This window comes from Sporomusa sp. 246TCP1 (assembly GCF_057319775.1).
The window spans coordinates 371,435-392,688 of sequence record NZ_CM170492.1; the positions used below are offsets into that span (position 1 = coordinate 371,435).

Consider the following 21,254-nt stretch of genomic DNA (forward strand, 5'->3'; position numbering starts at 1 on the left):
ATTGAATCAGGGGTGAAATTTTATGCGGCTGTCCCCAAAGCCTTTGGCCGTATGCCTGGTGGTTCTGATGCTTGTTTTGGTGAATACTTCGGTATTTGCTGCTTCGGCCAAGCCAACTGCGGTAAAGACGGATAATATTATTAAAACAGCGGAAAAGTATCTTAAAACGCCATATCGGTTTGGCGGTGAATCTCCCAAAGGGTTTGATTGCTCAGGCTTTGTTAAATTCGTATATGATAAGAATGGTAAAAAATTACCGCGTTCAGCCGATGTTCAGTATCTGCAGGGAAAAAAGGTTGAGCGCAGCAAGCTTAAACCGGGTGATTTAGTATTTTTTTCAACCTATGCCGCGGGAGCTTCACATGTAGGCATTTATTATGGAAGTGGTAAATTCATTCATGCTTCCTCCAGCCGGGGTGTAATGATTAGCCGACTGGACGAAACGTACTGGAAGCCGCGTTATTTCGGCGCCAAGCGAATCGTTAATTAAACTATTTGGAGGCGTACTTATGATTTTTGGACATATTTCAACATTAGCAGCAGATGTACCACACCTTCATAAAATTCTTGTTAAAGGGCTTGCGTATCTTGCTAAAACTGATTTGGCGGCATTGCCTAAAGGTAAGTATGAAATTGAAGGTAAAGATATCTATGTAGCTATTAATGAATATGAAACCCAGCCGCGGGAAGTTCGCAGTGCAGAAGCTCATGTTGATTATCTGGACATTCAATATATTATTTCCGGCCAGGAAATGGTTGCTTATAGCTTGTTGGCGGCAAATAACGAAGTTTTAGCTGATGAGCTGGCGGCTAAAGACGTGATATTTTATCAAACAGTGCAACAAGAGACTGATTTGGCAATGACAGAGGGGATGTATGCCATATTCTTTCCCTGGGATGTACACCGCCCCAACTGTATACTGAATAAGGCTGCTGCTGTCAAAAAAGCTGTGGTAAAAATTAAAATGTCGTTGTTAAAGTAGTCAGAACTATCCGAACAATATTTCCAAATATGTAATTAAAGTTCGATTTTTTCATTGACAGCTTTTACCCACTGCTGGTACAATACAAATAAATACATAATGCTCGTATATATTTGAGGATATGGCTCAAAAGTTTCTACCAGGCGACCGTAAATCGCCCGACTACGGGTGAAAGTGTGCCTAGGGTTCCGCATAACACAACGTGGTGTGGCTGTGACCAAGTGGCACAGGTGTTACCGGATAACACTACACCGATGGGATAAAAACCCTGGCGGGGAAGTTTCGCTCTATGATGTTCATGCGAAATTTCCCTGTCAGGGTTTTTTGGTGTTGTTGGAATACGCTATGGTACTAGCGGTGACACTGTAAGAAGAGGTTATCGTATCCAGATGGAAAGTAAAACTTTCCCTGGATGAACGACTAAGGGGGAAGAGAAAATGCTGGAAAAACTGTTTGAACTTAGTTCCCGCAAAACAAATGTGAGAACTGAGGTAGTCGCAGGTATTACGACCTTTATGACCATGGCGTACATTTTGTTTGTTAACCCTAGTATTTTGGGTTCAGCAGGAATGGACAAGAACGCCGTATTACTGGCTACTGCCATTGGTGCCGGTGTGGTGTCAATCATGATGGGCCTGTTTGTTAACTATCCGATTGCTTTGGCTCCTGGCATGGGACTTAACGCCTTTTATGCGTTTACCGTTGTTATCGGTATGGGGATTACCTGGCAGGTGGCCTTGGGTGCGGTATTTATTTCTGGTCTTATTTTTATTTTGCTTACAGTAACTCATGTTCGTCAATTATTGGTTGAGGGTATGCCTACCGTGCTAAAACATGCAATTACCGTAGGTATTGGTTTATTTATTACCATTATTGGGCTGAAACTTTCCGGTATTATGAGCATTCGGTTATCTTTGATTCCACCTACTTTGGAGAAAATTGTCGCCGCTAAGGGCAATGGTACACCGCTTAGTTTTGAAACTATTATTGAGATGGGGCAATTTACTCATCCCGAAGTATTGCTTTCCGTATTTGGCCTGGTAGTTATTGGTGTACTCATGGCACGCCAAATAAAGGGTTCTATCTTAATTGGTATTTTTACTACCACGATTGTAGGTATTATGTTGGGGATTGTTACTATCCCTGCTGGCTTTAGCCCAATCGCTATGCCTGATTTTAGCCATAATGCTTTTTTTGCACTGGATATTCAGGGCGCTCTAAATATGGGCCTAATGGCGATTATCTTTACGTTTACTTTTGTTGAACTGTTTGATACTATGGGTACACTTGTTGGTACTGCATCCAAAGCAGGCCTTATGGACAAAAAAGGAAAATTTCCCGGTATTGGTAAAGCCATGCTGGTAGACGCCACTGGTGTAAGTCTTGGTGCTTTGCTTGGCACTAGTACGATCACTTCCTATGTGGAAAGTGCTGCTGGTGTTGGTGCAGGCGGACGTACAGGCTTGACAGCAATCGTATGCGGCATACTCTTTTTGTTATCGTTGTTCATTGCGCCGCTTGCAGGCCTTATTCCCACTGCTGCAACTGCGCCGGCGCTTATTATTGTTGGCGCATTGATGCTCGAGTCAGTCCGTCAGATTGATTTTAATGATTTCACAGAAAGCCTGCCAGCCTTTTTAACCATTGTCCTGATGCCGTTCACCTATAGCATCGCCAATGGTATTTCTGCCGGTCTTGTGATGTATCCGTTGTTAAAACTCGTTACCGGTAGAGGGCGCGAAGTGCATTGGATTGTCTACATATTAGCGGCTCTCGTTGTCTTCCGGTTTGCATTCCTGGCTGAATAACGGGGAAGCTAAACCCAGATATTTTATTAAAATATCTGGGTTTTATAACAAAACATTCATTGGTAAATTAACCTATGGGTGCATTATTGAGTGAAAGGATGAGGATATGAAAGTAGCAATTATTATGGGCAGTGATTCGGATTGGCCGGTGCTTGAGCCGGCTGCCAGCCAACTAGCCGAATTTGGTATTGAAACAGAAGTATTAGTAGCATCAGCTCATCGCACGCCAGATAAGGTGCACCGATTTGTAGCTGGTGCCAGCGAACGCGGGGTGCAGGTTATCATTGCTGCTGCCGGCGCCGCCGCTCACCTTCCGGGAGTGATTGCCAGCTTTACTACGCTGCCGGTTATTGGTATTCCGGTAAATGCTACGCCACTTGCCGGTATGGATGCACTGCTCAGCATTGTTCAAATGCCGGCAGGTATTCCTGTAGCCACCATGGCCATTAACGGGGCAAAAAATGCAGCCTTATTTGCCGCACAGATACTGGCGGTACATAATACTGAACTTGCAGCTAAGCTAATAGCACACCGGCAGACTATGGCCGAAGAAGTTGAGCGAAAAGATGCGCGGCTGGCGCAAAAGCTGGCTGCCACTAAGTAGTTGCATTTAAAGTTCCAAAAAGTGAGACTGCTCACCATTATATGGAAAAGAGCAATCTCACTTACTAATTTAAATTTACGAGGAGGCTAACCCCATGACTAAAAAACCTATGTATGAAGGAAAAGCTAAACAAGTATTTGCAACTGAGAATCCTGATGAACTATTGGTATATTTCAAAGACGATGCCACTGCCTTTAATGGTGAAAAGAAGGGCACGATTGGTAATAAGGGTGTATTCAACAATAAAATTTCGACTTTTTTCTTTAATTTGTTAAGCGAAAAAGGTATTCCGCATCATTTTATCAAAATGCTTAATGACCGGGAAATGCTGGTTAAGAAACTTGCTATCCTGCCGGTAGAAGTTGTCGTCCGCAACATTGCTGCCGGCAGCCTGGCAAAACGCATTGGCTGGGAGGAAGGCCGCAAATTGCCGAGTACGGTTGTTGAGCTCTATTACAAAGATGATGCACTGGGCGACCCGTTGATTAATAATTATCATATCAAGGCACTAGGGCTAGCTACCCCGGAGCAAGTTGAAATCATAGAAAAATATGCGCTGCAAATAAATGAAGTGTTATCTACTTTCCTGAAAGAGAAAAAAATAGAATTAATTGACTTCAAGCTTGAATTTGGCGTGCACAAAGGGGAAGTAATCTTAGGAGACGAAATTTCACCTGATACTTGCCGCTTCTGGGATAGCGAGACTAGCCAAAAGCTTGACAAAGACCGTTTCCGCCGCGATTTAGGTAATGTTGAGGAAGCCTATCAAGAGGTATTGTACCGACTGACAGGAAGGAGAAACTAAGTGCTTTACGATATACAAAGCGACAAATGGCGGGAAGAGTGCGGGATATTTGGTATTTTTGCCCGTCAGGAGAATGTGGCACTAAATACGTATTGGGGCCTGTATGCATTGCAGCACCGGGGCCAGGAAAGCGCCGGTATTGCTGTTACCGACGGTAGTGTTATGGATGTGCAGCGGGGTATGGGACTGGTCAATGAGGTGTTTCGCCATGAACTGCCTGATATGCCGGCTCATATTGCCATCGGTCATGTCCGGTATTCAACAACCGGGTCAAGTCTTTTGCGTAATACACAACCACTATTGGTCAGCTATTCCGGGGGACAGATTAGTCTGGCTCATAACGGCAATCTGACCAACGCTCATGAAATGAGAATAGAACTGGAGAAAAAAGGACATGTGTTTCAAACCTCTATCGACAGTGAAGTTATTGTTAACTTAATTGCCCGTTCTACCAAACAGACGGTGGAGGAAAGAGTAATCGACAGCTTGACTGATGTCCAGGGGGCCTATAGTCTGGTTATCATGACAGAAAACAAGCTTATTGGTGTACGTGATCCACATGGCTTCCGGCCGCTTTGTTTGGGACGGCTGGGCGATGGTTGGGTACTGGCATCTGAGTCCTGCGCACTAGATACTGTTGGTGCTGAATTTGTGCGTGATATTGAACCAGGTGAAATAGTAAGCATTGACGATAAGGGTATTGAAACCAGGCGGTTTGCTGAGACTGACCGGCGCGCTGCTTGTGTGTTTGAATATATCTACTTTGCCCGTCCTGACAGTGTCATTGATGGTCAGAGCGTGTACCAGGCCAGGCTTAGTATGGGACGTACGCTGGCAAGAGAGAGCGGTTATAAGGCTGATCTTGTTATTTCAGTACCAGACTCCGGGACTACGGCGGCGCTTGGCTATAGCCAGGAATCAGGGATACCTTTTGCCGAAGGACTCATGAAAAACCGGTATATCGGCCGTACCTTTATCCAGCCAGAACAGAAAAAACGGGATATGGGTGTACGGATAAAACTCAATGCTGTTACATCAGTAGTGAAGGGTAAATCTATTGTTATGGTGGATGACTCTATTGTACGGGGCACGACCAGCGGCAAAATTGTCCGCATGCTAAAAGAAGCCGGTGCTACGGCTGTCCATATGTGCATAAGCTCGCCGCCGATTGGTTATCCCTGTTACTATGGAATTGATACATCAGCCCGGAAAGAGCTTATTGCCGCATCCAAACAGGTAGAGGAAATCAGAGAGTATATCGGTGCTGACTCTTTGCATTACCTGTCCCTGGAAGGCTTATATGCCTCTATTGGCAGCATCCCGAAACAAACGTTATGTAATGCGTGCTTTAACTGCGATTATCCGGCAGAAATTCCTTGTGAAAGGGATTGCGCCAACAATAAATTCTTGTTTGAAGCCAAAAGTAAATAAATACAGCAGGAGGTCAAAGAATGGCCGATAAGGAAAAGAATCCTAAGCTTACTTACCGTGATGCCGGTGTGGACATTGATGCCGGCAATAAAGCAGTTGAATTGATGAAACACCATGTTCGGGCCACATATCGCCCGGAAGTACTTGGTGATATCGGTGGTTTTGGCGGTCTGTTTGCATTAAACTCCGGTAAGTATCGCCAGCCGGTACTGGTAAGCGGGACAGACGGCGTAGGGACCAAACTGAAAGTTGCCTTTATGGCGGACAAGCATGACACGATTGGACAAGATGGTGTAGCGATGTGTGTCAATGATATTTTGGTGCAAGGGGCTGAGCCACTATTTTTCCTGGATTATCTGGCTGTTGGTAAACTGGAACCCGAAAAGGTCGCTGCGATTGTCAGCGGTGTGGCTATGGCTTGCCGCGAATCAGGTTGTGCGCTTATTGGCGGCGAGACGGCTGAAATGGCTGGTTTTTATCCTGACGGTGAGTATGACATGGCTGGGTTTGCCGTAGGCGTTGTAGAGCGGGATAAAATTATAACCGGGGAAAAAATTAAGCCAGGCGATGTGCTAATAGGGTTGCCGTCAAGTGGTGTTCACTCTAACGGCTATTCACTGGTGCGTAAGATCTGCTTTGATGTAAAGCAGTTTAGTGTTGATACTTATATCCCGGAACTAGGCCGCACTCTGGGAGATGAACTGTTAGAGCCTACCCGCCTGTATCCTAAAACCTGTTTGCCGCTGATTGAAAAATTTGATCTTCATGGTATGGTTCACATCACTGGTGGCGGATTCTATGATAATATCCCCCGTGTATTACCAGCAGATTGTGGCGTGACAGTAGATACAGCTGCCTGGCCTAAGCCGCCTGTTTTTGGGCTCTTACAGGAATGGGGCGGGGTAGCTGACGCTGAAATGTACCGGACCTTTAACATGGGTATTGGTATGATTCTCCTAGTTGCCGCCGAAGATGCAGCAACTATTCAGGCCGACATTGCGTCCAGGGGCGAAACGTCATATATAATTGGCAAAGTAACAGACAAAAAGCATCTGGTTGAACTTAAGTAGGGGGGCTGCTTCATGAACAAAACGGTAATCGGTGTACTGGCATCAGGACGGGGCAGTAATCTACAGGCTATTGTAGATGCCATTGAGGCCGGCCGCCTTAATGCCAAGATTGGTGCAGTTATTAGTGATAACCCGGAGGCCAATGTCTTAAAGCGCATGACTGCCGCTGATATTCCGACACTTTGTATTGACAGGCGGCAGTTTGCCAGTCGCCATGAATTTGAGGCTGCGGTTGCCGAAGAATTGAATATCCGTCATGTGGAGCTGGTTGTTCTGGCTGGCTTTATGCGCATTTTGACCTCCTATTTCATTGACCGTTTTGCCGGAAAAATCATGAATATCCACCCGGCACTGCTGCCGGCCTTTCCGGGTGAGAATGCCCAGCAGCAGGCCGTGGACTATGGTGCGAAGGTTTCGGGGTGTACGGTTCATTTTGTGGATGAGGGTATGGATACCGGCCCCATTATTTTGCAGGAGGCTGTGCCTGTTTTAGAAGATGACACAGCAGAGACACTGTCAGACCGTATTTTACATGCGGAGCATATTCTTTACCCCCGGGCCCTGGCCTTATATTGTGAAGGACGGCTGAAGGTAGATGGGCGGCGTGTACGGATAATTGAAACTGAATAAGTGATAAGCGAGGGAGACAGATGAAAATCAAACGGGCGCTGTTAAGCGTGTCAGATAAAACCGGTATTGTTGAGTTTGCTAAAGCATTACACAGTTTTGGCGTGGAGCTGGTTTCGACCGGCGGCACCATGAAAGTCATCAAAGAGGCTGGTATACCTGTAACCTATGTCAGTGAAATTACTGGTTTTCCGGAAATAATGGATGGCAGGGTAAAAACCCTTAACCCTTATATTCATGGCGGCATACTTGCTATCAGAGACAATCCTGCTCACCAGGCGGCAATGACTGAGCACAACATCACCGGCATTGATTTGGTGGCAGTTAATCTATATCCGTTTCGGCAAACCGTTGCTAAACCAGGTGTGACGCTAAATGATGCTGTGGAGAACATTGATATTGGTGGTCCGGCTATGATCCGGGCGGCGGCCAAAAATTTTCAGTATGTTACTGTTGTTGTTAACCCAGAACGTTATGGGGAAATTATCGCCCAACTGACGGCTGGTGGTGAGGTTGAATTTAAAAACCGCATGGCGCTTGCGCAGGAAGCTTACAGTCATACTGCTGCTTATGATGCTTATATTTCGCGGTATCTAAGCGGACAGCTGGATCAGGGGCTTTTCCCGGAGACGATGCATATGGTTTATGAAAAGGCTCAGGATCTGCGCTATGGAGAAAATCCGCACCAGGCTGCAGCCTTTTATCGTGAACAATATTATACCGGGCCTGGCGTTGCCAATGCCAAACAGCTTAGTGGCAAGGAACTGTCATTTAATAATATTGTTGATGTAGAAGCTGCATATGCGTTGGTTGCTGAGTTTGCAGAGCCGGCTGCTGCCATTATTAAGCATACCAATCCTTGCGGTACAGGCATTGGTGCTACTTTAGCCGCAGCCTATAATAAAGCGTACCAGGCTGACCCGCTTTCTGCTTTTGGCGGGATTATTGCCCTCAACCGGGAAGTAGATAAAGAGACGGCGCAGCTTATTAGTGAACTTTTTGCCGAAGCTGTTATTGCACCGGCATTTAGTCCGGAGGCACTTGGCATTTTAACGCAAAAGAAAAATGTTCGCCTACTGGCGGCTGTTCTTCCTGAGCCGGACAGCACACGGTTGGATGTAAAATCAGTGGCTGGAGGTGTGCTCTTGCAGCAAGCTGATATGACCATCGCACCGCAAGCTGCTATGAAAGTAATTACTAAGCGTCAGCCGACAGCTTCAGAGTGGGAACAGCTATTATTTGCCTGGAAGGTTGTTAAACATGTCAAATCCAATGCCATTGTAATTGCCAATGATAATAAGACACTTGGTGTTGGAGCAGGGCAAATGAACCGTGTAGGTGCAGCCGGCATTGCGCTGGCGCAAGCCGGGGAACAGACTAAAGGGGCAGTATTGGCCTCAGATGCCTTCTTCCCGTTTGCAGATACTGTTAAGGCAGCTATCGAAGCCGGTATTACAGCTATTATCCAACCAGGCGGCTCAGTTCATGATGAAGATTCGATTAAAGCGGCAGATGAACAGGGTATTGCCATGGTATTCACAGGTATGAGACATTTTAAACATTAAGCAAAGGGGTTTTACTTTTGGCATTGCCCCAAAAGTAACAAAAGGTCTAGGCCCCACGCCTCCAAAAGCTGAAAAGCCAGGCGATATTCCTAAAATCCGTAAACTCGCTACGCTCAAACAGTACGGATTTTTTAACGGAATACCACCCGGCTTTTCTCCTGCGGAACGCTTTTTCCGGCAAAGGCCGAGGGGTTACGGGGGCACGGGTACAGGGCACGGGGTACAAGGCACGGGGTACAAGGCACGGGGTACAAGGCACGGGGTACAAGGCACGGGGTACAGGGCACGGGGTACAGGGCACGGGGCCGCCTGTGCCGGGTTTTATACTTGACATCCCTTGTTTTATAAGGCCTCCATAACTCTCAACAACATATACTTATCTTATAAAAAATACCGGCAGGATTCCTGCCGGTATTTTCTATGCGCTTTTTAAGGTAAGCAACTGGGCTAAGGAAGGATTTTACCTTTTAGTGAAGAAAAGTACAAAAGTATTCCAATTAGTGTCCGGGATGTTATTGGCGAATAAACTTGGACATAATTATTTAACGAAAGACAAGGGGGACTAGTGGTTACCAGTTGGGATATGCTTGTCAGCGGGGAGCTACTAACCAATGCTACAGCCAGTCTGTACCGGATTGGCTGGGGATTTTTTATTGGCAGTGCTGCTGGTATATTGCTAGGACTTGCCACCGGTTTCTTTCGCTTGGCGGAGGCAGTGGGTAATCCACTTGTTCACGCGCTATACCCTATACCGAAGATTGCACTGTTACCGCTGATTATTTTGTGGCTGGGAATTGGAGAACTTTTAATTACTCCCTCAATTGGCTGGAAAAAAGGTTGATTTCCTGGAGATAAAGTATAAGTTTTTTTAACCGCAGAGACGCAGAGTACACAGAGGGAATGGTTGACATACATCTCCCCTCTGCGCTCTCTGTGTCCTCTGCGGTTAAACATATCCTCAAGGGCGCGGTAGCGCTTTTTTATTCTAATTCAACGGTGACTTGAACATTGGCTGATAATTGAACCAGTCCGGCGGAGATAGGCGTTGCTGCCAGATTATCGGCTATTCCTTTACCGTATAGGCGGGTTGTTGCCTCAGGCGAATAAAAATTGACACCATTTTCATTTACAACCTTGACCCGGACTACTTGTTTGTTTAGGGCGGCGGCGATGGCGTCGGCTTTGCTTATCGCATCGCGGACTGCTTGGGCCAGAGCGGCATTTCTAACCTCATTTTCATCCTTTTTGCCAAACCGAATGTTATTGACCTGGTTAGCACCGGCATTGAGGGCGGTATCGATAACCTCGCCCGCTTTATCTGGCACAGTGGTCACCAGGATGCTGTTGGTAATTTGATAACCCTTAATAGTCGGTGTGCGGCGGCCAGTGTCATCATTTTTATAAATTGGCGTTACCGCATAATGCGCTGTCTTTATGTATTCATCTTTTATTCCCATACTTTCTAGCTGTTGACGGATGCTTGTAGAGGCGGCCGCGTTTTTGGCTTGGGCGGCAGCAACGGTTTCGGCTTCGGTTACTGTACCTAGATTAATATATGCAATGTCGGGGGCGATTTCCTCTTGGTAACTACCGCTTACCTGTACTTCGGTAGCATTAGGGTTTGTTTCAGAGGCTAGAGCAGCAGGTAGTGCAACTACCATTAGCAGCAGTGCTAAACTCAACGATTTGACGTATTTGAACATTGTCATCAACTCCTTTACTCATATAAACGGTTAAGATAGCCAGAAGTAACGCAGAAAATAGTTAAATATCAAAAATAATATAAAATGAGACTTAGCGAACAGTTTGGTCAGCAGATAAGATAGGTGGCAAAGAGGGCTATTGTGGCATAAGATATGATGTGAAAACATTTTGGAGGTGCGAGGAGACTATGCCTATTAGTGAAGAAGATCGCAAACCCAAGCATCAGCATCACCATCCTGATGAACAGGAGATGATGCCACATGTTCATACCTATATAACAGAAGTTGATGTGGCAGATGAACATCAGCATATTATTATGGGGGTGAGCGGTCCGGCAAAAGACAAAGGAAGATGTCATGTACACCGGATACATGGCCGGACTTCATTTATATGTGAAGAAGGGGAAGGCGGTCACTGGCATACCGAGGATGTTATGACAGGACCAGAGATTGAAATGCCGGACGGCAACCATGTTCACTTCTTTGAAGGCATGACTAGCAAAGATGAGTGTCATTGTCATAGCTTTACCGGTGCTACTGGTCTTGTACCATGTTGTGACCTGGAAACAGAGGATGAATGTGAAGAAGAATACGAAGATGAGTGCGTTGAAGACATTGAAGATCCGTGTGAAGAAATTTGCGAGATGCCGGTAAAAACCCTACCTAAGTACAAGTATAAATATGGAAAGCGTCCAGACGAAGAATAGTATACTTGCCCAACAAAAAGCCGTCAGATAGTGTTCTGATGGTTTTTTGTTTTAAAAAAGAGGCTCTTATTGTTCTTTTGTGAAGGAAGCTTTTACTATGGTAATATTTGTGGTATAATTTTCTTTTATATAAATGATATAAGTTAGACAAGCTGTAGAAGCTAAGATAAGTAGGGGGGATTATACAAATGGAGCTATGGTATACAGAGTACCAAACTAAGAATCTAGGTCTTGCTGCCCGAATTAAGGAAACATTATACTCAGGGAAGTCGGAATTTCAAGAGGTTGCAGTAGTTGAGGCATACGAGTTTGGGCGGATGTTAGTACTTGATGGTGTTTTTCAGACCTCGATATTTGATGAGTTCATTTATCATGAAATGATTGCGCATGTTCCCTTATTTGTTCATCCTGATCCCAAAAAAGTTTTGGTTATTGGCGGTGGAGATGGCGGTACAATACGCGAGGTAGTCAAGCACCAGTCGGTTGAAGTGGCTGAGATGGTGGAGATTGACGGCCTGGTGGTGGAGGTTAGTAAAAAATATTTACCGGAAATCAGTTCGGCCTTAAACGAGAACCATCCCAAGCTACAGCTTAAGATTGGCGATGGCATCAAACATATGCAGGAAGTAGAGAATAAATATGATGTCATTATTGTAGATTGTTCTGATCCAATTGGTCCTGGAAAAGGCTTGTTTACTCACGAATTTTATAAGAATGTGCACAAAGCATTAAAATCTGACGGCTTGTTTGTGCAACAGACAGAATCGCCTTTTTATCATCAGAATCTTATCCAGCAGCTTACTGCAGACATTACGTCAATGTTTCCGATAACCCGTTTATATTTGGCGAATATTCCCTTGTATCCGGGCGGGCTGCATTGTTTTACCATTGGTTCTAAAAAGTATGATCCGCTTAGTATTGATATTGGCCGCATTCCAGAAAACCTTAATACCCGCTATTATAACCGGGAACTGCAAAAGAGCTGCTTTGCTCTGCCGAATTTTGTGAAGAAATTAGTAAGGTAAGAAAAGAGCGGGATTGCCACACTGGCGACTGTGATGATAAAGAAGAGCTGCTGTGCTCACAGTCATCATAAGCGCAAAGGAAGCAATCTCGCTTTTATCAGTTACCTGGCGTTTTATCACCCAAGAATCCCACGGCTTTAGCCGTCGGGAGTGTCAAATTAGACTTTCTGGATTTAAGCCTGCTAGTTCAGGAAGTACAAACTGCCCATCTTTGCGGATAAGTTTATCGTCAAACCAGATTTCGCCACCACCGTATTTGGCTGTTTGAATACAGACAAGATCCCAGTGGATGACAGATTTGTTGCCATTAAAGGCAGCATCATAGGCATTGCCGGGAGTGAAATGGAAGCTTCCTTTGATTTTCTCATCAAACAAAATATCCTTCATTGGTTTTTCAATATAAGGATTTACTCCTAGTGCAAATTCACCGATATAGCGGGCACCCTCATCAATGTCAAAAACCTTATTGATTTTTTCTGAATCATTGGCAGTTGCCTTGACGATCTTACCATTTTTAAATTCAAGGCGAATATTTTCATAGGTAAATCCTTGATATACTGAAGGCGTGTTGTAACTGAGGACACCATTTACCGATTCCCTTACAGGAGCAGTATACACTTCACCGTCAGGTATATTCCTCAGTCCTGAGCATTTTACCGCTGGTATTCCTTTAATAGAAAAAGTAAGTTCAGTATCAGGTCCGGTAATTTTTACTTTGTCGGTTTTCTCCATAAGCGCAATCAACGGGTCCATGGCTTTAGCCATTTTGGCATAATCAAGGTTACACACCTTGAAATAAAAGTCCTCAAAAGCTTCGGTGCTGGAATTCGATAATTGCGCCATCGAAGCGTTTGGCCAGCGTAAGATACACCACTTGGTATGGGGGACACGCACGTCAAGATGCACTGGTTTTACCCAGTATTGTTGGTAGCTTTGTAATTGGGCATCAGAGACATCAGCCATTTCTGCAATATTAAAACTGGCTCTGATGGCAATGTAGGCATTCATTTCTTTCATTCTAGCCTGCTCCCAAGAGGCGGCAAGTGCGAGCTGCTCACTGGAAGCCTTCCTAAGCAGTGAACGCTGTAATTGGCTGTTTTTAATTTCAAGAAAAGGAATACCGCCTGCGGCGTAAGCCTCATCTACAAGTGCCTTGGCTAGCGGTAAAGCATCATCAAACATTTCAATTAATATTTTTTCGCCTGGTGCAAGACTGGTAGAATAACCAATCAGGTTTTGGGCGAGAGTTTTTATTCGTGGATCCAAAGTAGTACCTCCTTAAAGTTTGGTTATTGATATATACTATCAGTATTTGATGTTTTAATAAGAATATCCTTTGAAAACCTGGTTTTGATCAATAAAATGATGTGTATTGTACTTGCAATTTGAGTAGACATATTATATAATTCATTATGTTATTGAAAATTCCTCGATAGCTCAGTTGGTAGAGCAATCGGCTGTTAACCGATTTGTCGTAGGTTCGAGTCCTACTCGAGGAGCCAAAGGCCCGTTGGTCAAGCGGTTAAGACACCGCCCTTTCACGGCGGTATCAGGGGTTCGAATCCCCTACGGGTCACCATCTCGAAGTGCGATAAGCGACAAGTGATAGTCGATAATGCTATTCGAAAATTGAATACGTACGGGCGATTAGCTCAGCTGGGAGAGCGCCTGCCTTACAAGCAGGATGTCGGCGGTTCGATCCCGTCATCGCCCACCACAAAGAAAGCTGCAGATAAAACTGTAAGCTTTTTTTTCATTATCCTGCTGATGAAGAAATATCGATGAACAAGTGGTTTTGGTATATAATATATCTTGAATAAGGTTGATGAGAGACCGGAAGGAGTGTTTTCGGTTATGGAAGCAAAAGAACGGCGTGATCAGATTGCTAGTTTGTTGCAGCAAAGCAGGCAACCAATAACGGGGACAGCAATAGCAAAAAAGTTAGGGGTAAGCCGGCAGGTCATCGTTGGTGATATTGCTATTTTACGGGCAGCTGGTGCTGATATATACGCAACTCCTCAAGGCTATGTTATTTTACAAGCGGCTGCCCCGACTACTGTTAGCGCGAAGTTTGCCTGCTGTCATGATAGTAAACGTATAGAGACCGAACTTGCCGTAATTATTGATAATGGCGGTTGTGTACTTGATGTTAGTGTTGAGCATCCTGTGTATGGCGAGATTAAAGCCAACTTAATGTTAGCATCCCGGCGGGACTTGACCGATTTTCTACATAAATCAGCCGAAAGTGATGCGGCTCCGCTTTCGCTGGTTACTGGTGGGGTGCATTTACACACCATTGAAGCGCCGACAGCTGAAATTTTACAGAATATTGCCGCTGAACTTAAGGCGTTGGGGATACTGCTTGAATAGAAAAATTGCTACTGGTATTAAAACCGGTAGCAATTTTTTTTTGCCAATCTCGCCGAGCCAATACGAATAGCAATAGGCGAAAAAAGTAGTTGCCATCTTACGACAAGGCCAGTATAATACATAGTAATGACAAGACAGCTGTAAAGACATAGGAGGTCGAGAGATATGGACACTATCAGACGGTTAGAACAAATTCCAGTCAGCCGCTTTCATTACAAATTGCTGGTATTGACGGGGCTAGGTTGGTTGTTTGATGCTATGGATACCGGGATTATTGCTTTTGTATTGCCGGTATTGGCTAAGGAGTGGAGTTTGTCGGGGACCCAAATGGGTTTTATCGGCAGCATTGGTCTTCTAGGTATGGCTATTGGCGCAGTACTGGGAGGTATGGCAGCTGATAAATATGGTCGTAAGGCAGTATTTACTGTCACACTGCTAATGTATAGTATAGCCACCGGACTGTGTGGATTAGCTTGGAATTATGAATCATTACTTGTGTTTAGATTCTTGGTAGGCTTTGGCTTAGGCGGTGAGTTGCCGGTCGCGGCGACACTTATGACAGAGTACTCGCCACCGGCAAGGCGTGGCCGTTTTATTGTCTTGTTGGAAAGTTTCTGGGGAGTTGGCTGGTTAGCGGCGGCACTTATTTCGTATTTTGTTATTCCCCGCTTTGGCTGGCAAATGGCATTTTTCATAGGCGCATTACCGGCACTTTATGTATTTTTTATTCGAATGGGAGTACCTGAATCTATCCGTTATCTTATTAATAAAGGGCGTCATGCTGAAGCCCTGGAAATTATTTCAAGAATAGAGCAGTCCGCTGGGATTGAAGCGCCTGTTCAGCCGGCGGCAACAAGCAACGCAGATTTGGCAAACTTTACTGAAGATAAGATAGCCTTTAAGGAATTGTGGACTGGCAAATTTGCCAAGAGGACGATTATACTATGGATAATTTGGTTTGGTATTGTATATTCCTATTATGGTATCTTTACTTGGCTGCCATCGCTTATGGTTCAGCAAGGACATACTGTTCTCAAGACATTTGAATATGTATTAATTATGACAGTGGCTCAATTGCCTGGGTATTTTAGTGCCGCCTATTTGGTTGACCGTATTGGCCGGAAGGCAACGCTGGCAGGCTATTTGGCAATGAGTGCAGTTAGTGCGTATTTCTTTGGTCAAGGTGGCAGTGCTCAAATTGTGCTTCTCTGGGGTAGTTTGATGTCCTTCTTTAATCTTGGTGCCTGGGGGGTTGTATACACCTATACACCGGAACTTTATCCTACGCGGATACGGGCCTTTGGTTCCGGATGGGCGGCGGCGGTCGGACGCTTTGGCGGAATCCTGGCACCGACTATTGTCGGTTACATGGTCGCGGGGTCGCAAGGTTTTTCCCATGTATTTACTATGTTTACTGGTGTCATGCTGGTAGTTGCCATTGCTGTGTGGCTATTTGGTGAAGAAACCAAAGGCAAAGCTTTGGATGAAATAAGTAAATAGTGAGCAAAAAATACTAGAACGGGTATCGTTCTAGTATTTTTTTGCTAGTTTGGCTAGGTCATGATATAATTTGATGCATAGTAAATTTGCAAGGGGGAAGATAATTCATGATGACTATTAGTCTGTTAATAGGGGCTGTTGCCGCTTATTGGGTATATAATGATGCTCGAGGGCGTGGTCATGATTTGGGATCAGCATTACTATGGGCAGTTGGAACAGCTGCTGCTTTGATTATCTTTTTGCCGTTGTATCTCCTTATTGGTCGTAAGTCAGTCATGAAACCGCGCCGTAATGAGGATATTATTGACGTAGAGGCAACACTGGTAGATGAAGAGACGATTAAATGCCCTATGTGTTCCGGTAGAGTCAAAGAGGAGTTCAAGCTCTGTCCCTACTGTGGATTTACGCTAAAGCCTGTCTGTCCTTCCTGTGGTAAAGAGCTTAATCGTGAATGGCGGGTGTGTCCTTACTGCCAGACTCCTATTGAAACCAAATAGGCTAAAGCAGGCTGTAAAATTTACAAGAAAAAACATGATAATTTTATTGGACACAGATACACCTAATATGCTATAATCATTTTTGTGGTTACGCCACAATATAATGCGCCCGTAGCTCAGGGGATAGAGCGCCAGCCTCCGGAGCTGGAAGCGCAGGTTCGATTCCTGCCGGGCGCACCATAAGAAAATCAAGCCTTCCAGCGATTTCGCTGGAAGGCTTTTTTCGTTTTAAACTGCTTGGATTGTATTTAACGGACAAAATATTTCTAAACGACGAGAATGAACAGCAAAGAATGTCTTTGTATTTTGCTTGCATCCAGTTTTGGAAATGTTTATAGAATGTATTGAAATAAGTGAATTGTAGAGCGGTTATCCCTAATTGCTTTGGCGCTTTTAAATTGCTTAAAAGTCTCGTTGTCAGGAATAGTAATTGTATTTGTGACATCCGTACAAAAATTATCAATGAACTCATAGATTAGTTTTTGATTGGAAAGAACTACTGTTGCTAAATTTTGGTCAGTTTGGGATAAAAGGTCGATTTCGTAATTTAGAAAACCTGTAACAAGAAAAAAGAGTTCATAATCATCCAATGGGTCATATATATTGCATTTGTTAAATCCCCATCGAAAATGATTGTGTCATAAGTCATTTGGCAATTGTTTAAGCCACATTGTTCGGCATACTGATTAATGCGTATATAATGGGCATTGCAAGCTTGTTGGATACCAGAAACTTTGGTATGGGAATTAACTTGACTTTACTTTGGTTATAATGATAATGTGTAGGTAAGAATCAGGGGATAGGGAGGTTATGACGGTGGCTGTTGCTAAAGATAAAAGAAATTGTGTGAATGCTATTATGAACGAAATAGTATATAGTATGAAGGATATTTTTGGTAATAAACTTCGTCAGGTAATCCTTTTTGGATCATATGCCCGTGGAGAGCAAGAAGAATATTCAGACATGGACATAATGGTTTTGGTTGATCTAAGCGATTCCGAGTTAAGTCAATATAATAATGCGATTGCTGGGGTTATCACTGATGTTTCACTCAAATATGGGGTATTCCCGTCAATTATCGATAAAAATTATGAACATTTCCATCATTGGGTGCCGTTTTTGCCTTTCTATCGGAATGTAAGAACTGAAGGTGTTGAATATTATGCAAGCTGAGATGCTGGAATTGGCTAAGTACCGTTTAGGGAAAGCAAGAATGTTTGGCTGATGCTATAGATGCATTTGAAGAGAATCGCCTAGCGAATTCCATCAATCGATCCTATTATGATTTTTACGTTGTTAGTAAAATCGAAGCGCAGCAGCAGTTGGATAATGCACTAGCTTTTGTTGGGTTTACGGAAGTCTTTATTGCTGATATCATAAGAAGCAATGATGTGTTTTAGTGGGGCAATACATAAAAAATGAGAAATCAAGGCTTCACGCAGGTTTGCGTGAAGTTTATTTTTTATTAAGATTATGGAATAATTGTGTTTTTGACCGCGTTTTGACCCGGATTGAATGTTGTTTAGCATGCTCGTTTACGTTGACCGGATGGCATACTCAGGGCAAATATGTTTGCATGTACCGCAGGCAGTACATAATTTAGTGTCAATAAAAGCTTTGTTATCGTTTTCGTAGTTTATCGCTTCCGAAGGGCATATCAGAATACATTTACTGCAGGTTTTACATAGATACTTTAATACTTTCGGCTTTTGATAGTTGGGAGATGTTTGTTTTTCCATAATATCACATCCTAAATTGGAATAATTAGAGCAACAGAAGTATTCTTCGCTGACTTCGGATGTTTTTCCTGCAAACACCTATTGGTTAACACTATAAATAATACTTGCATTTCTTACTTAGTGGTAATATACTAACAGCATAAAAACTTAATAGTAAAATACCAACAAGTCGGGTGATATAATGAGAATTGGCATTTATGGTTCTTCCTTCAATCCTCCAACGAATGGGCATCTATGGTCAGCAAACACAATCGCGCAACGAGAAGAATTAGATAAGGTTATATTACTTCCTTCTTCATCCAAACGCACTGATAAGAATATAGAGGTAGCAGATCTTCACCGGATGGAAATGCTAAGATTAGCTGTGGCTGATAGTAATATATTTGAGATTGATGACCATGAAATGAAGGCTGTCTCCGGCAAGCAATATAGCTACTTTACTATGGAATATTTTCGAGAAAAATATCCGGACGATGAATTGTTTTTTCTGATGGGAGCAGATCTTTTAGCAGAGTTGCCTAATTGGACTTATGGAGAAAAATTCATTCAAGCTACTAAATTTATCGTAATTGAACGACAAAATATTCCTATGGGTGAAATAATCGCCAAAACCCCAATGCTCCGTAAATATCATCGGAATTTTAGCCTGATTTATAAAGGCATAGTTAACGAAATTAGTTCTAGTTACATAAGAGAAGAATTTGAGAACGGCGCAGATCCCCGATATTTGCTTCCTGAAGCTGTGTATTGGTATATCAAAAGCAATAATGTTTACTTACTAAGCGAACCATTATGATGTTAAACGACTGAATGTTCGGAATTTGGGATCGAAAAGGAAGGATTGAATTATGAACGAACAAAAAGAATTTCTTAAAGACTATGATGACAGTAAATTTAAAAAACCGTCTACTACTGTAGATATGGTAATCTTGACTGCTGTTGATATTGAAACCAAAGCTCGGTCAGTTCCGGATAAAGTGTTACGAGTCCTGCTTATTAAACGTAAGGGGGACCCCCTTGTTGTTGATGTAACTGATCCATATAAAGGTAAATGGGCTTTGCCGGGGGGGTTCGTTAATTACTTTGAAGACCTTGATACTGCGGCAATCCGGGAGCTGGAAGAAGAAACTAACGTTTCTAATGTTTACATGGAACAACTTTATACTTGGGGCAAGGTTTACCGTGACTTGCGCCGTAGAGTTATCAGCACTTCCTATATGGCACTGGTAGATAGTTCTAAACTAAACGTAAAAGCCGGCGATGATGCTGAGGATGCCTGTTGGTTTGATGTAAAAGCCACAATGCTTGAAGAAATAAAAACGCAAACCCAAACAGGTTATATTCGCAGAACAACGTATGAGCTATCCTTGATAAATGGCGAGCAGGAAATAAAAGATACTGTAATTGTAACTAAGGAGATGGAAGGCAGAACTTCTAAAGTTGATTTTGAATGCATGGATAATCCCTATGGGCTTGCTTTCGACCACACAACAGTTATCTTTTATACTCTTGAGCGCTTAAAGAACAAAGTAGAATATACCGATATTGCCTTTTCTCTTATGCCGGAATTGTTTACTTTAACAGAACTAAAGAAACTGTATGAAGTTATCACCGGGAAGGCCATTTATAGTAGAAATTTTCGCGATAAAATGGAGAAGCAGAAGAAAATGGTAATAGAGACAGATGAATGGGAGTCCGGTAAGCCTTATAAGCCGGCCAGAATGTTTCGTTTCAATCCCGATTGGGTAGAAGATTAGTGAAACTTATCTCAAAATCTGATGAATAATTAAAAAAGGGGTATGAATTCAAGTGGAAACTCCTGGTTTTTATTCTCCTAACCGTGCTGGAGATTTATACTTACCCAGATATGACATAATTCAAAATGAAGTACGGCAACTTCGAAAAAAATGTAATACTGCCTTTAGTAGTGAAAAGACAGTTCTCTTTTTGGTTGACCCACAGGTGGGATTTTGCATCCCTGGTGCAAGCCTATACGTCAATGGAGCTGAGAAAGATATAGAACGAATTTGTAATTTTATCTACCGCAATCTGGAGCGGATTGATGAAATTCGAGTGTCTCTTGATACCCACACCGTATTTCAAATCCATACTCCGGGATTTTGGGTAAACGATCAAAATGAAAATCCGAATCCGTTTTCGATTATTACATTAAAAAATGTAAAAGAGAAAAAGTGGCGACCCTATGCTAAATGGATTCCGCTTGAACTCATTGAAAGCTATCTTGAACAGCTTGAGACCGGTGAAAAGTACATTCTAATCACCTGGGAGTATCACACGCAGAAAGGTTCTGTCGATAATGCGGTGGTTCCAATGCTGTATGAAGCGTTATTTTTCTACTCTTTGATGACCGGCAAGGAAATAAAATGGATCACTAAAGGGGAAAGCCTCTGGACAGAAAATTACAGCGTATTATCGCCCGAAGTTTCGAAGCTATATTTTAAAGATGGTTCACTAAAAATTGTTGGAAACTTCAACGAAAAATTGATGACAGAGTTGATGGAGTTTGATCGGGTATATGTTGCAGGGGAAGCAGCGAGCCATTGCGTAAAATCGACGTTGGAAGATATGCTTAAGGTCATTGAAAAAGATAAGAAACTTATGCCTAATAACGCGCGTGGTTTTAAAGAAAATAAAATTTATATCCTTGAAGATTGTATGTCACCTGTCCAACCAACAGCAGGCAGCCCCGATTTTCCGGCAATTGCCAAAGAAGCCCTGGAAAATTTCAAAGTAGCAGGAATGAGGGTTGTAAAATCTACGAAAGCTTGAAATATGGTAAAATAAATATAGAAACTATAT

23 protein-coding genes, 4 tRNA genes and 1 riboswitch are annotated in these 21,254 nt (G+C 43.3%); of the genes, 24 read left to right on the top strand and 3 right to left on the bottom strand.

Annotation, left to right across the window (positions count from 1 at the left end):
- Positions 1–22: 22 nt before the first annotated feature.
- From AC1ECB_RS01775 to AC1ECB_RS01820, 10 genes are all read left to right on the top strand, one after another.
- Positions 23–490 (top strand): C40 family peptidase, encoded by a 468-nt coding sequence (locus AC1ECB_RS01775; protein ID WP_485667191.1) that lies wholly within the window; start codon positions 23–25, stop codon positions 488–490.
- A 19-nt stretch (positions 491–509) separates the two neighbouring features.
- Positions 510–983: a NanQ anomerase/TabA/YiaL family protein gene (locus tag AC1ECB_RS01780; RefSeq protein WP_485667192.1), complete on the top strand. Its 474-nt coding sequence runs from the start codon at positions 510–512 to the stop codon at positions 981–983.
- Between the two features lie 83 nt (positions 984–1,066).
- Positions 1,067–1,168, top strand: a riboswitch (purine riboswitch).
- A 252-nt stretch (positions 1,169–1,420) separates the two neighbouring features.
- Entirely contained in the window at positions 1,421–2,791 is a 1,371-nt protein-coding gene (locus AC1ECB_RS01785; RefSeq protein WP_485667193.1) for an NCS2 family permease, read from the top strand.
- Between the two features lie 106 nt (positions 2,792–2,897).
- Positions 2,898–3,395, top strand: a complete 498-nt coding sequence (gene purE / locus AC1ECB_RS01790; protein ID WP_485667194.1) for a 5-(carboxyamino)imidazole ribonucleotide mutase — start codon at positions 2,898–2,900, stop codon at positions 3,393–3,395.
- Between the two features lie 94 nt (positions 3,396–3,489).
- Positions 3,490–4,200: a phosphoribosylaminoimidazolesuccinocarboxamide synthase gene (gene purC, locus AC1ECB_RS01795; protein ID WP_485667195.1), complete on the top strand. Its 711-nt coding sequence runs from the start codon at positions 3,490–3,492 to the stop codon at positions 4,198–4,200.
- On the top strand, positions 4,201–5,631 hold the full coding sequence (gene purF, locus AC1ECB_RS01800) for an amidophosphoribosyltransferase (RefSeq protein WP_485667196.1): 1,431 nt from the start codon (positions 4,201–4,203) through the stop codon (positions 5,629–5,631).
- 20 nt (positions 5,632–5,651) lie between these two features.
- On the top strand, positions 5,652–6,701 hold the full coding sequence (gene purM, locus AC1ECB_RS01805; protein WP_485667197.1) for a phosphoribosylformylglycinamidine cyclo-ligase: 1,050 nt from the start codon (positions 5,652–5,654) through the stop codon (positions 6,699–6,701).
- 12 nt (positions 6,702–6,713) lie between these two features.
- The gene (gene purN / locus AC1ECB_RS01810) at positions 6,714–7,331 is read left to right on the top strand and encodes a phosphoribosylglycinamide formyltransferase (RefSeq protein ID WP_485667198.1); all 618 of its coding nucleotides are present in this window, start codon (positions 6,714–6,716) and stop codon (positions 7,329–7,331) included.
- Between the two features lie 20 nt (positions 7,332–7,351).
- Positions 7,352–8,893: a bifunctional phosphoribosylaminoimidazolecarboxamide formyltransferase/IMP cyclohydrolase gene (purH, locus tag AC1ECB_RS01815; RefSeq protein WP_485667199.1), complete on the top strand. Its 1,542-nt coding sequence runs from the start codon at positions 7,352–7,354 to the stop codon at positions 8,891–8,893.
- Positions 8,894–9,458: 565 nt separating this feature from the next.
- Complete coding sequence (locus AC1ECB_RS01820) at positions 9,459–9,734, top strand: ABC transporter permease (RefSeq protein WP_485667200.1); 276 nt, start codon at positions 9,459–9,461, stop codon at positions 9,732–9,734.
- A gap of 139 nt (positions 9,735–9,873) precedes the next feature.
- Here the strand turns inward: AC1ECB_RS01820 and AC1ECB_RS01825 are convergent, their stop codons facing one another.
- Positions 9,874–10,596: an SIMPL domain-containing protein gene (locus AC1ECB_RS01825; RefSeq protein ID WP_485667201.1), complete on the bottom strand. Its 723-nt coding sequence runs from the start codon at positions 10,594–10,596 to the stop codon at positions 9,874–9,876.
- 188 nt (positions 10,597–10,784) lie between these two features.
- Here AC1ECB_RS01825 and AC1ECB_RS01830 point away from each other — a divergent pair, with 188 nt between their 5' ends.
- Both AC1ECB_RS01830 and speE read left to right on the top strand, forming a co-directional pair.
- The gene (locus tag AC1ECB_RS01830) at positions 10,785–11,303 is read left to right on the top strand and encodes a YmaF family protein (protein ID WP_485667202.1); all 519 of its coding nucleotides are present in this window, start codon (positions 10,785–10,787) and stop codon (positions 11,301–11,303) included.
- Between the two features lie 188 nt (positions 11,304–11,491).
- On the top strand, positions 11,492–12,328 hold the full coding sequence (gene speE / locus AC1ECB_RS01835) for a polyamine aminopropyltransferase (RefSeq protein ID WP_485667203.1): 837 nt from the start codon (positions 11,492–11,494) through the stop codon (positions 12,326–12,328).
- Positions 12,329–12,481: 153 nt separating this feature from the next.
- On the opposite strand, the gene AC1ECB_RS01840 is transcribed toward speE, so the two are convergent.
- The gene (locus tag AC1ECB_RS01840; RefSeq protein ID WP_485667204.1) at positions 12,482–13,594 is read right to left on the bottom strand and encodes an aminopeptidase; all 1,113 of its coding nucleotides are present in this window, start codon (positions 13,592–13,594) and stop codon (positions 12,482–12,484) included.
- 160 nt (positions 13,595–13,754) lie between these two features.
- On the opposite strand from AC1ECB_RS01840, the gene AC1ECB_RS01845 reads away from it, so the two are divergent.
- From AC1ECB_RS01845 to AC1ECB_RS01885, 9 genes are all read left to right on the top strand, one after another.
- Positions 13,755–13,830, top strand: a tRNA-Asn gene (locus tag AC1ECB_RS01845).
- 2 nt (positions 13,831–13,832) lie between these two features.
- Positions 13,833–13,907: transfer RNA gene (locus AC1ECB_RS01850), tRNA-Glu, on the top strand.
- Positions 13,908–13,969: 62 nt separating this feature from the next.
- Positions 13,970–14,045 (top strand) — tRNA-Val (locus tag AC1ECB_RS01855).
- A 137-nt stretch (positions 14,046–14,182) separates the two neighbouring features.
- Positions 14,183–14,698: a 3H domain-containing protein gene (locus AC1ECB_RS01860; RefSeq protein ID WP_485667205.1), complete on the top strand. Its 516-nt coding sequence runs from the start codon at positions 14,183–14,185 to the stop codon at positions 14,696–14,698.
- A gap of 165 nt (positions 14,699–14,863) precedes the next feature.
- Positions 14,864–16,198, top strand: a complete 1,335-nt coding sequence (locus tag AC1ECB_RS01865) for an MFS transporter (RefSeq protein ID WP_485667206.1) — start codon at positions 14,864–14,866, stop codon at positions 16,196–16,198.
- Between the two features lie 107 nt (positions 16,199–16,305).
- Positions 16,306–16,695: a zinc ribbon domain-containing protein gene (locus AC1ECB_RS01870; RefSeq protein WP_485667207.1), complete on the top strand. Its 390-nt coding sequence runs from the start codon at positions 16,306–16,308 to the stop codon at positions 16,693–16,695.
- A gap of 105 nt (positions 16,696–16,800) precedes the next feature.
- Positions 16,801–16,875 (top strand) — tRNA-Arg (locus tag AC1ECB_RS01875).
- A gap of 636 nt (positions 16,876–17,511) precedes the next feature.
- Entirely contained in the window at positions 17,512–17,868 is a 357-nt protein-coding gene (locus AC1ECB_RS01880; RefSeq protein WP_485667208.1) for a nucleotidyltransferase family protein, read from the top strand.
- 44 nt (positions 17,869–17,912) lie between these two features.
- The gene (locus AC1ECB_RS01885) at positions 17,913–18,095 is read left to right on the top strand and encodes a hypothetical protein (RefSeq protein ID WP_485667209.1); all 183 of its coding nucleotides are present in this window, start codon (positions 17,913–17,915) and stop codon (positions 18,093–18,095) included.
- Positions 18,096–18,230: 135 nt separating this feature from the next.
- Here AC1ECB_RS01885 and AC1ECB_RS01890 read toward each other — a convergent pair whose 3' ends face one another.
- Positions 18,231–18,434 (bottom strand): 4Fe-4S binding protein, encoded by a 204-nt coding sequence (locus tag AC1ECB_RS01890; RefSeq protein ID WP_485667210.1) that lies wholly within the window; start codon positions 18,432–18,434, stop codon positions 18,231–18,233.
- A gap of 181 nt (positions 18,435–18,615) precedes the next feature.
- Here AC1ECB_RS01890 and nadD point away from each other — a divergent pair, with 181 nt between their 5' ends.
- The 3 genes from nadD to AC1ECB_RS01905 are packed head-to-tail and all read left to right on the top strand — an operon-like array spanning position 18,616 to position 21,224.
- On the top strand, positions 18,616–19,230 hold the full coding sequence (nadD, locus tag AC1ECB_RS01895) for a nicotinate (nicotinamide) nucleotide adenylyltransferase (RefSeq protein WP_485667211.1): 615 nt from the start codon (positions 18,616–18,618) through the stop codon (positions 19,228–19,230).
- A gap of 52 nt (positions 19,231–19,282) precedes the next feature.
- On the top strand, positions 19,283–20,191 hold the full coding sequence (locus AC1ECB_RS01900; protein ID WP_485667212.1) for an NUDIX hydrolase: 909 nt from the start codon (positions 19,283–19,285) through the stop codon (positions 20,189–20,191).
- A gap of 52 nt (positions 20,192–20,243) precedes the next feature.
- Complete coding sequence (locus AC1ECB_RS01905; RefSeq protein ID WP_485667213.1) at positions 20,244–21,224, top strand: cysteine hydrolase family protein; 981 nt, start codon at positions 20,244–20,246, stop codon at positions 21,222–21,224.
- The last annotated feature ends 30 nt before the right edge of the window (positions 21,225–21,254 follow it).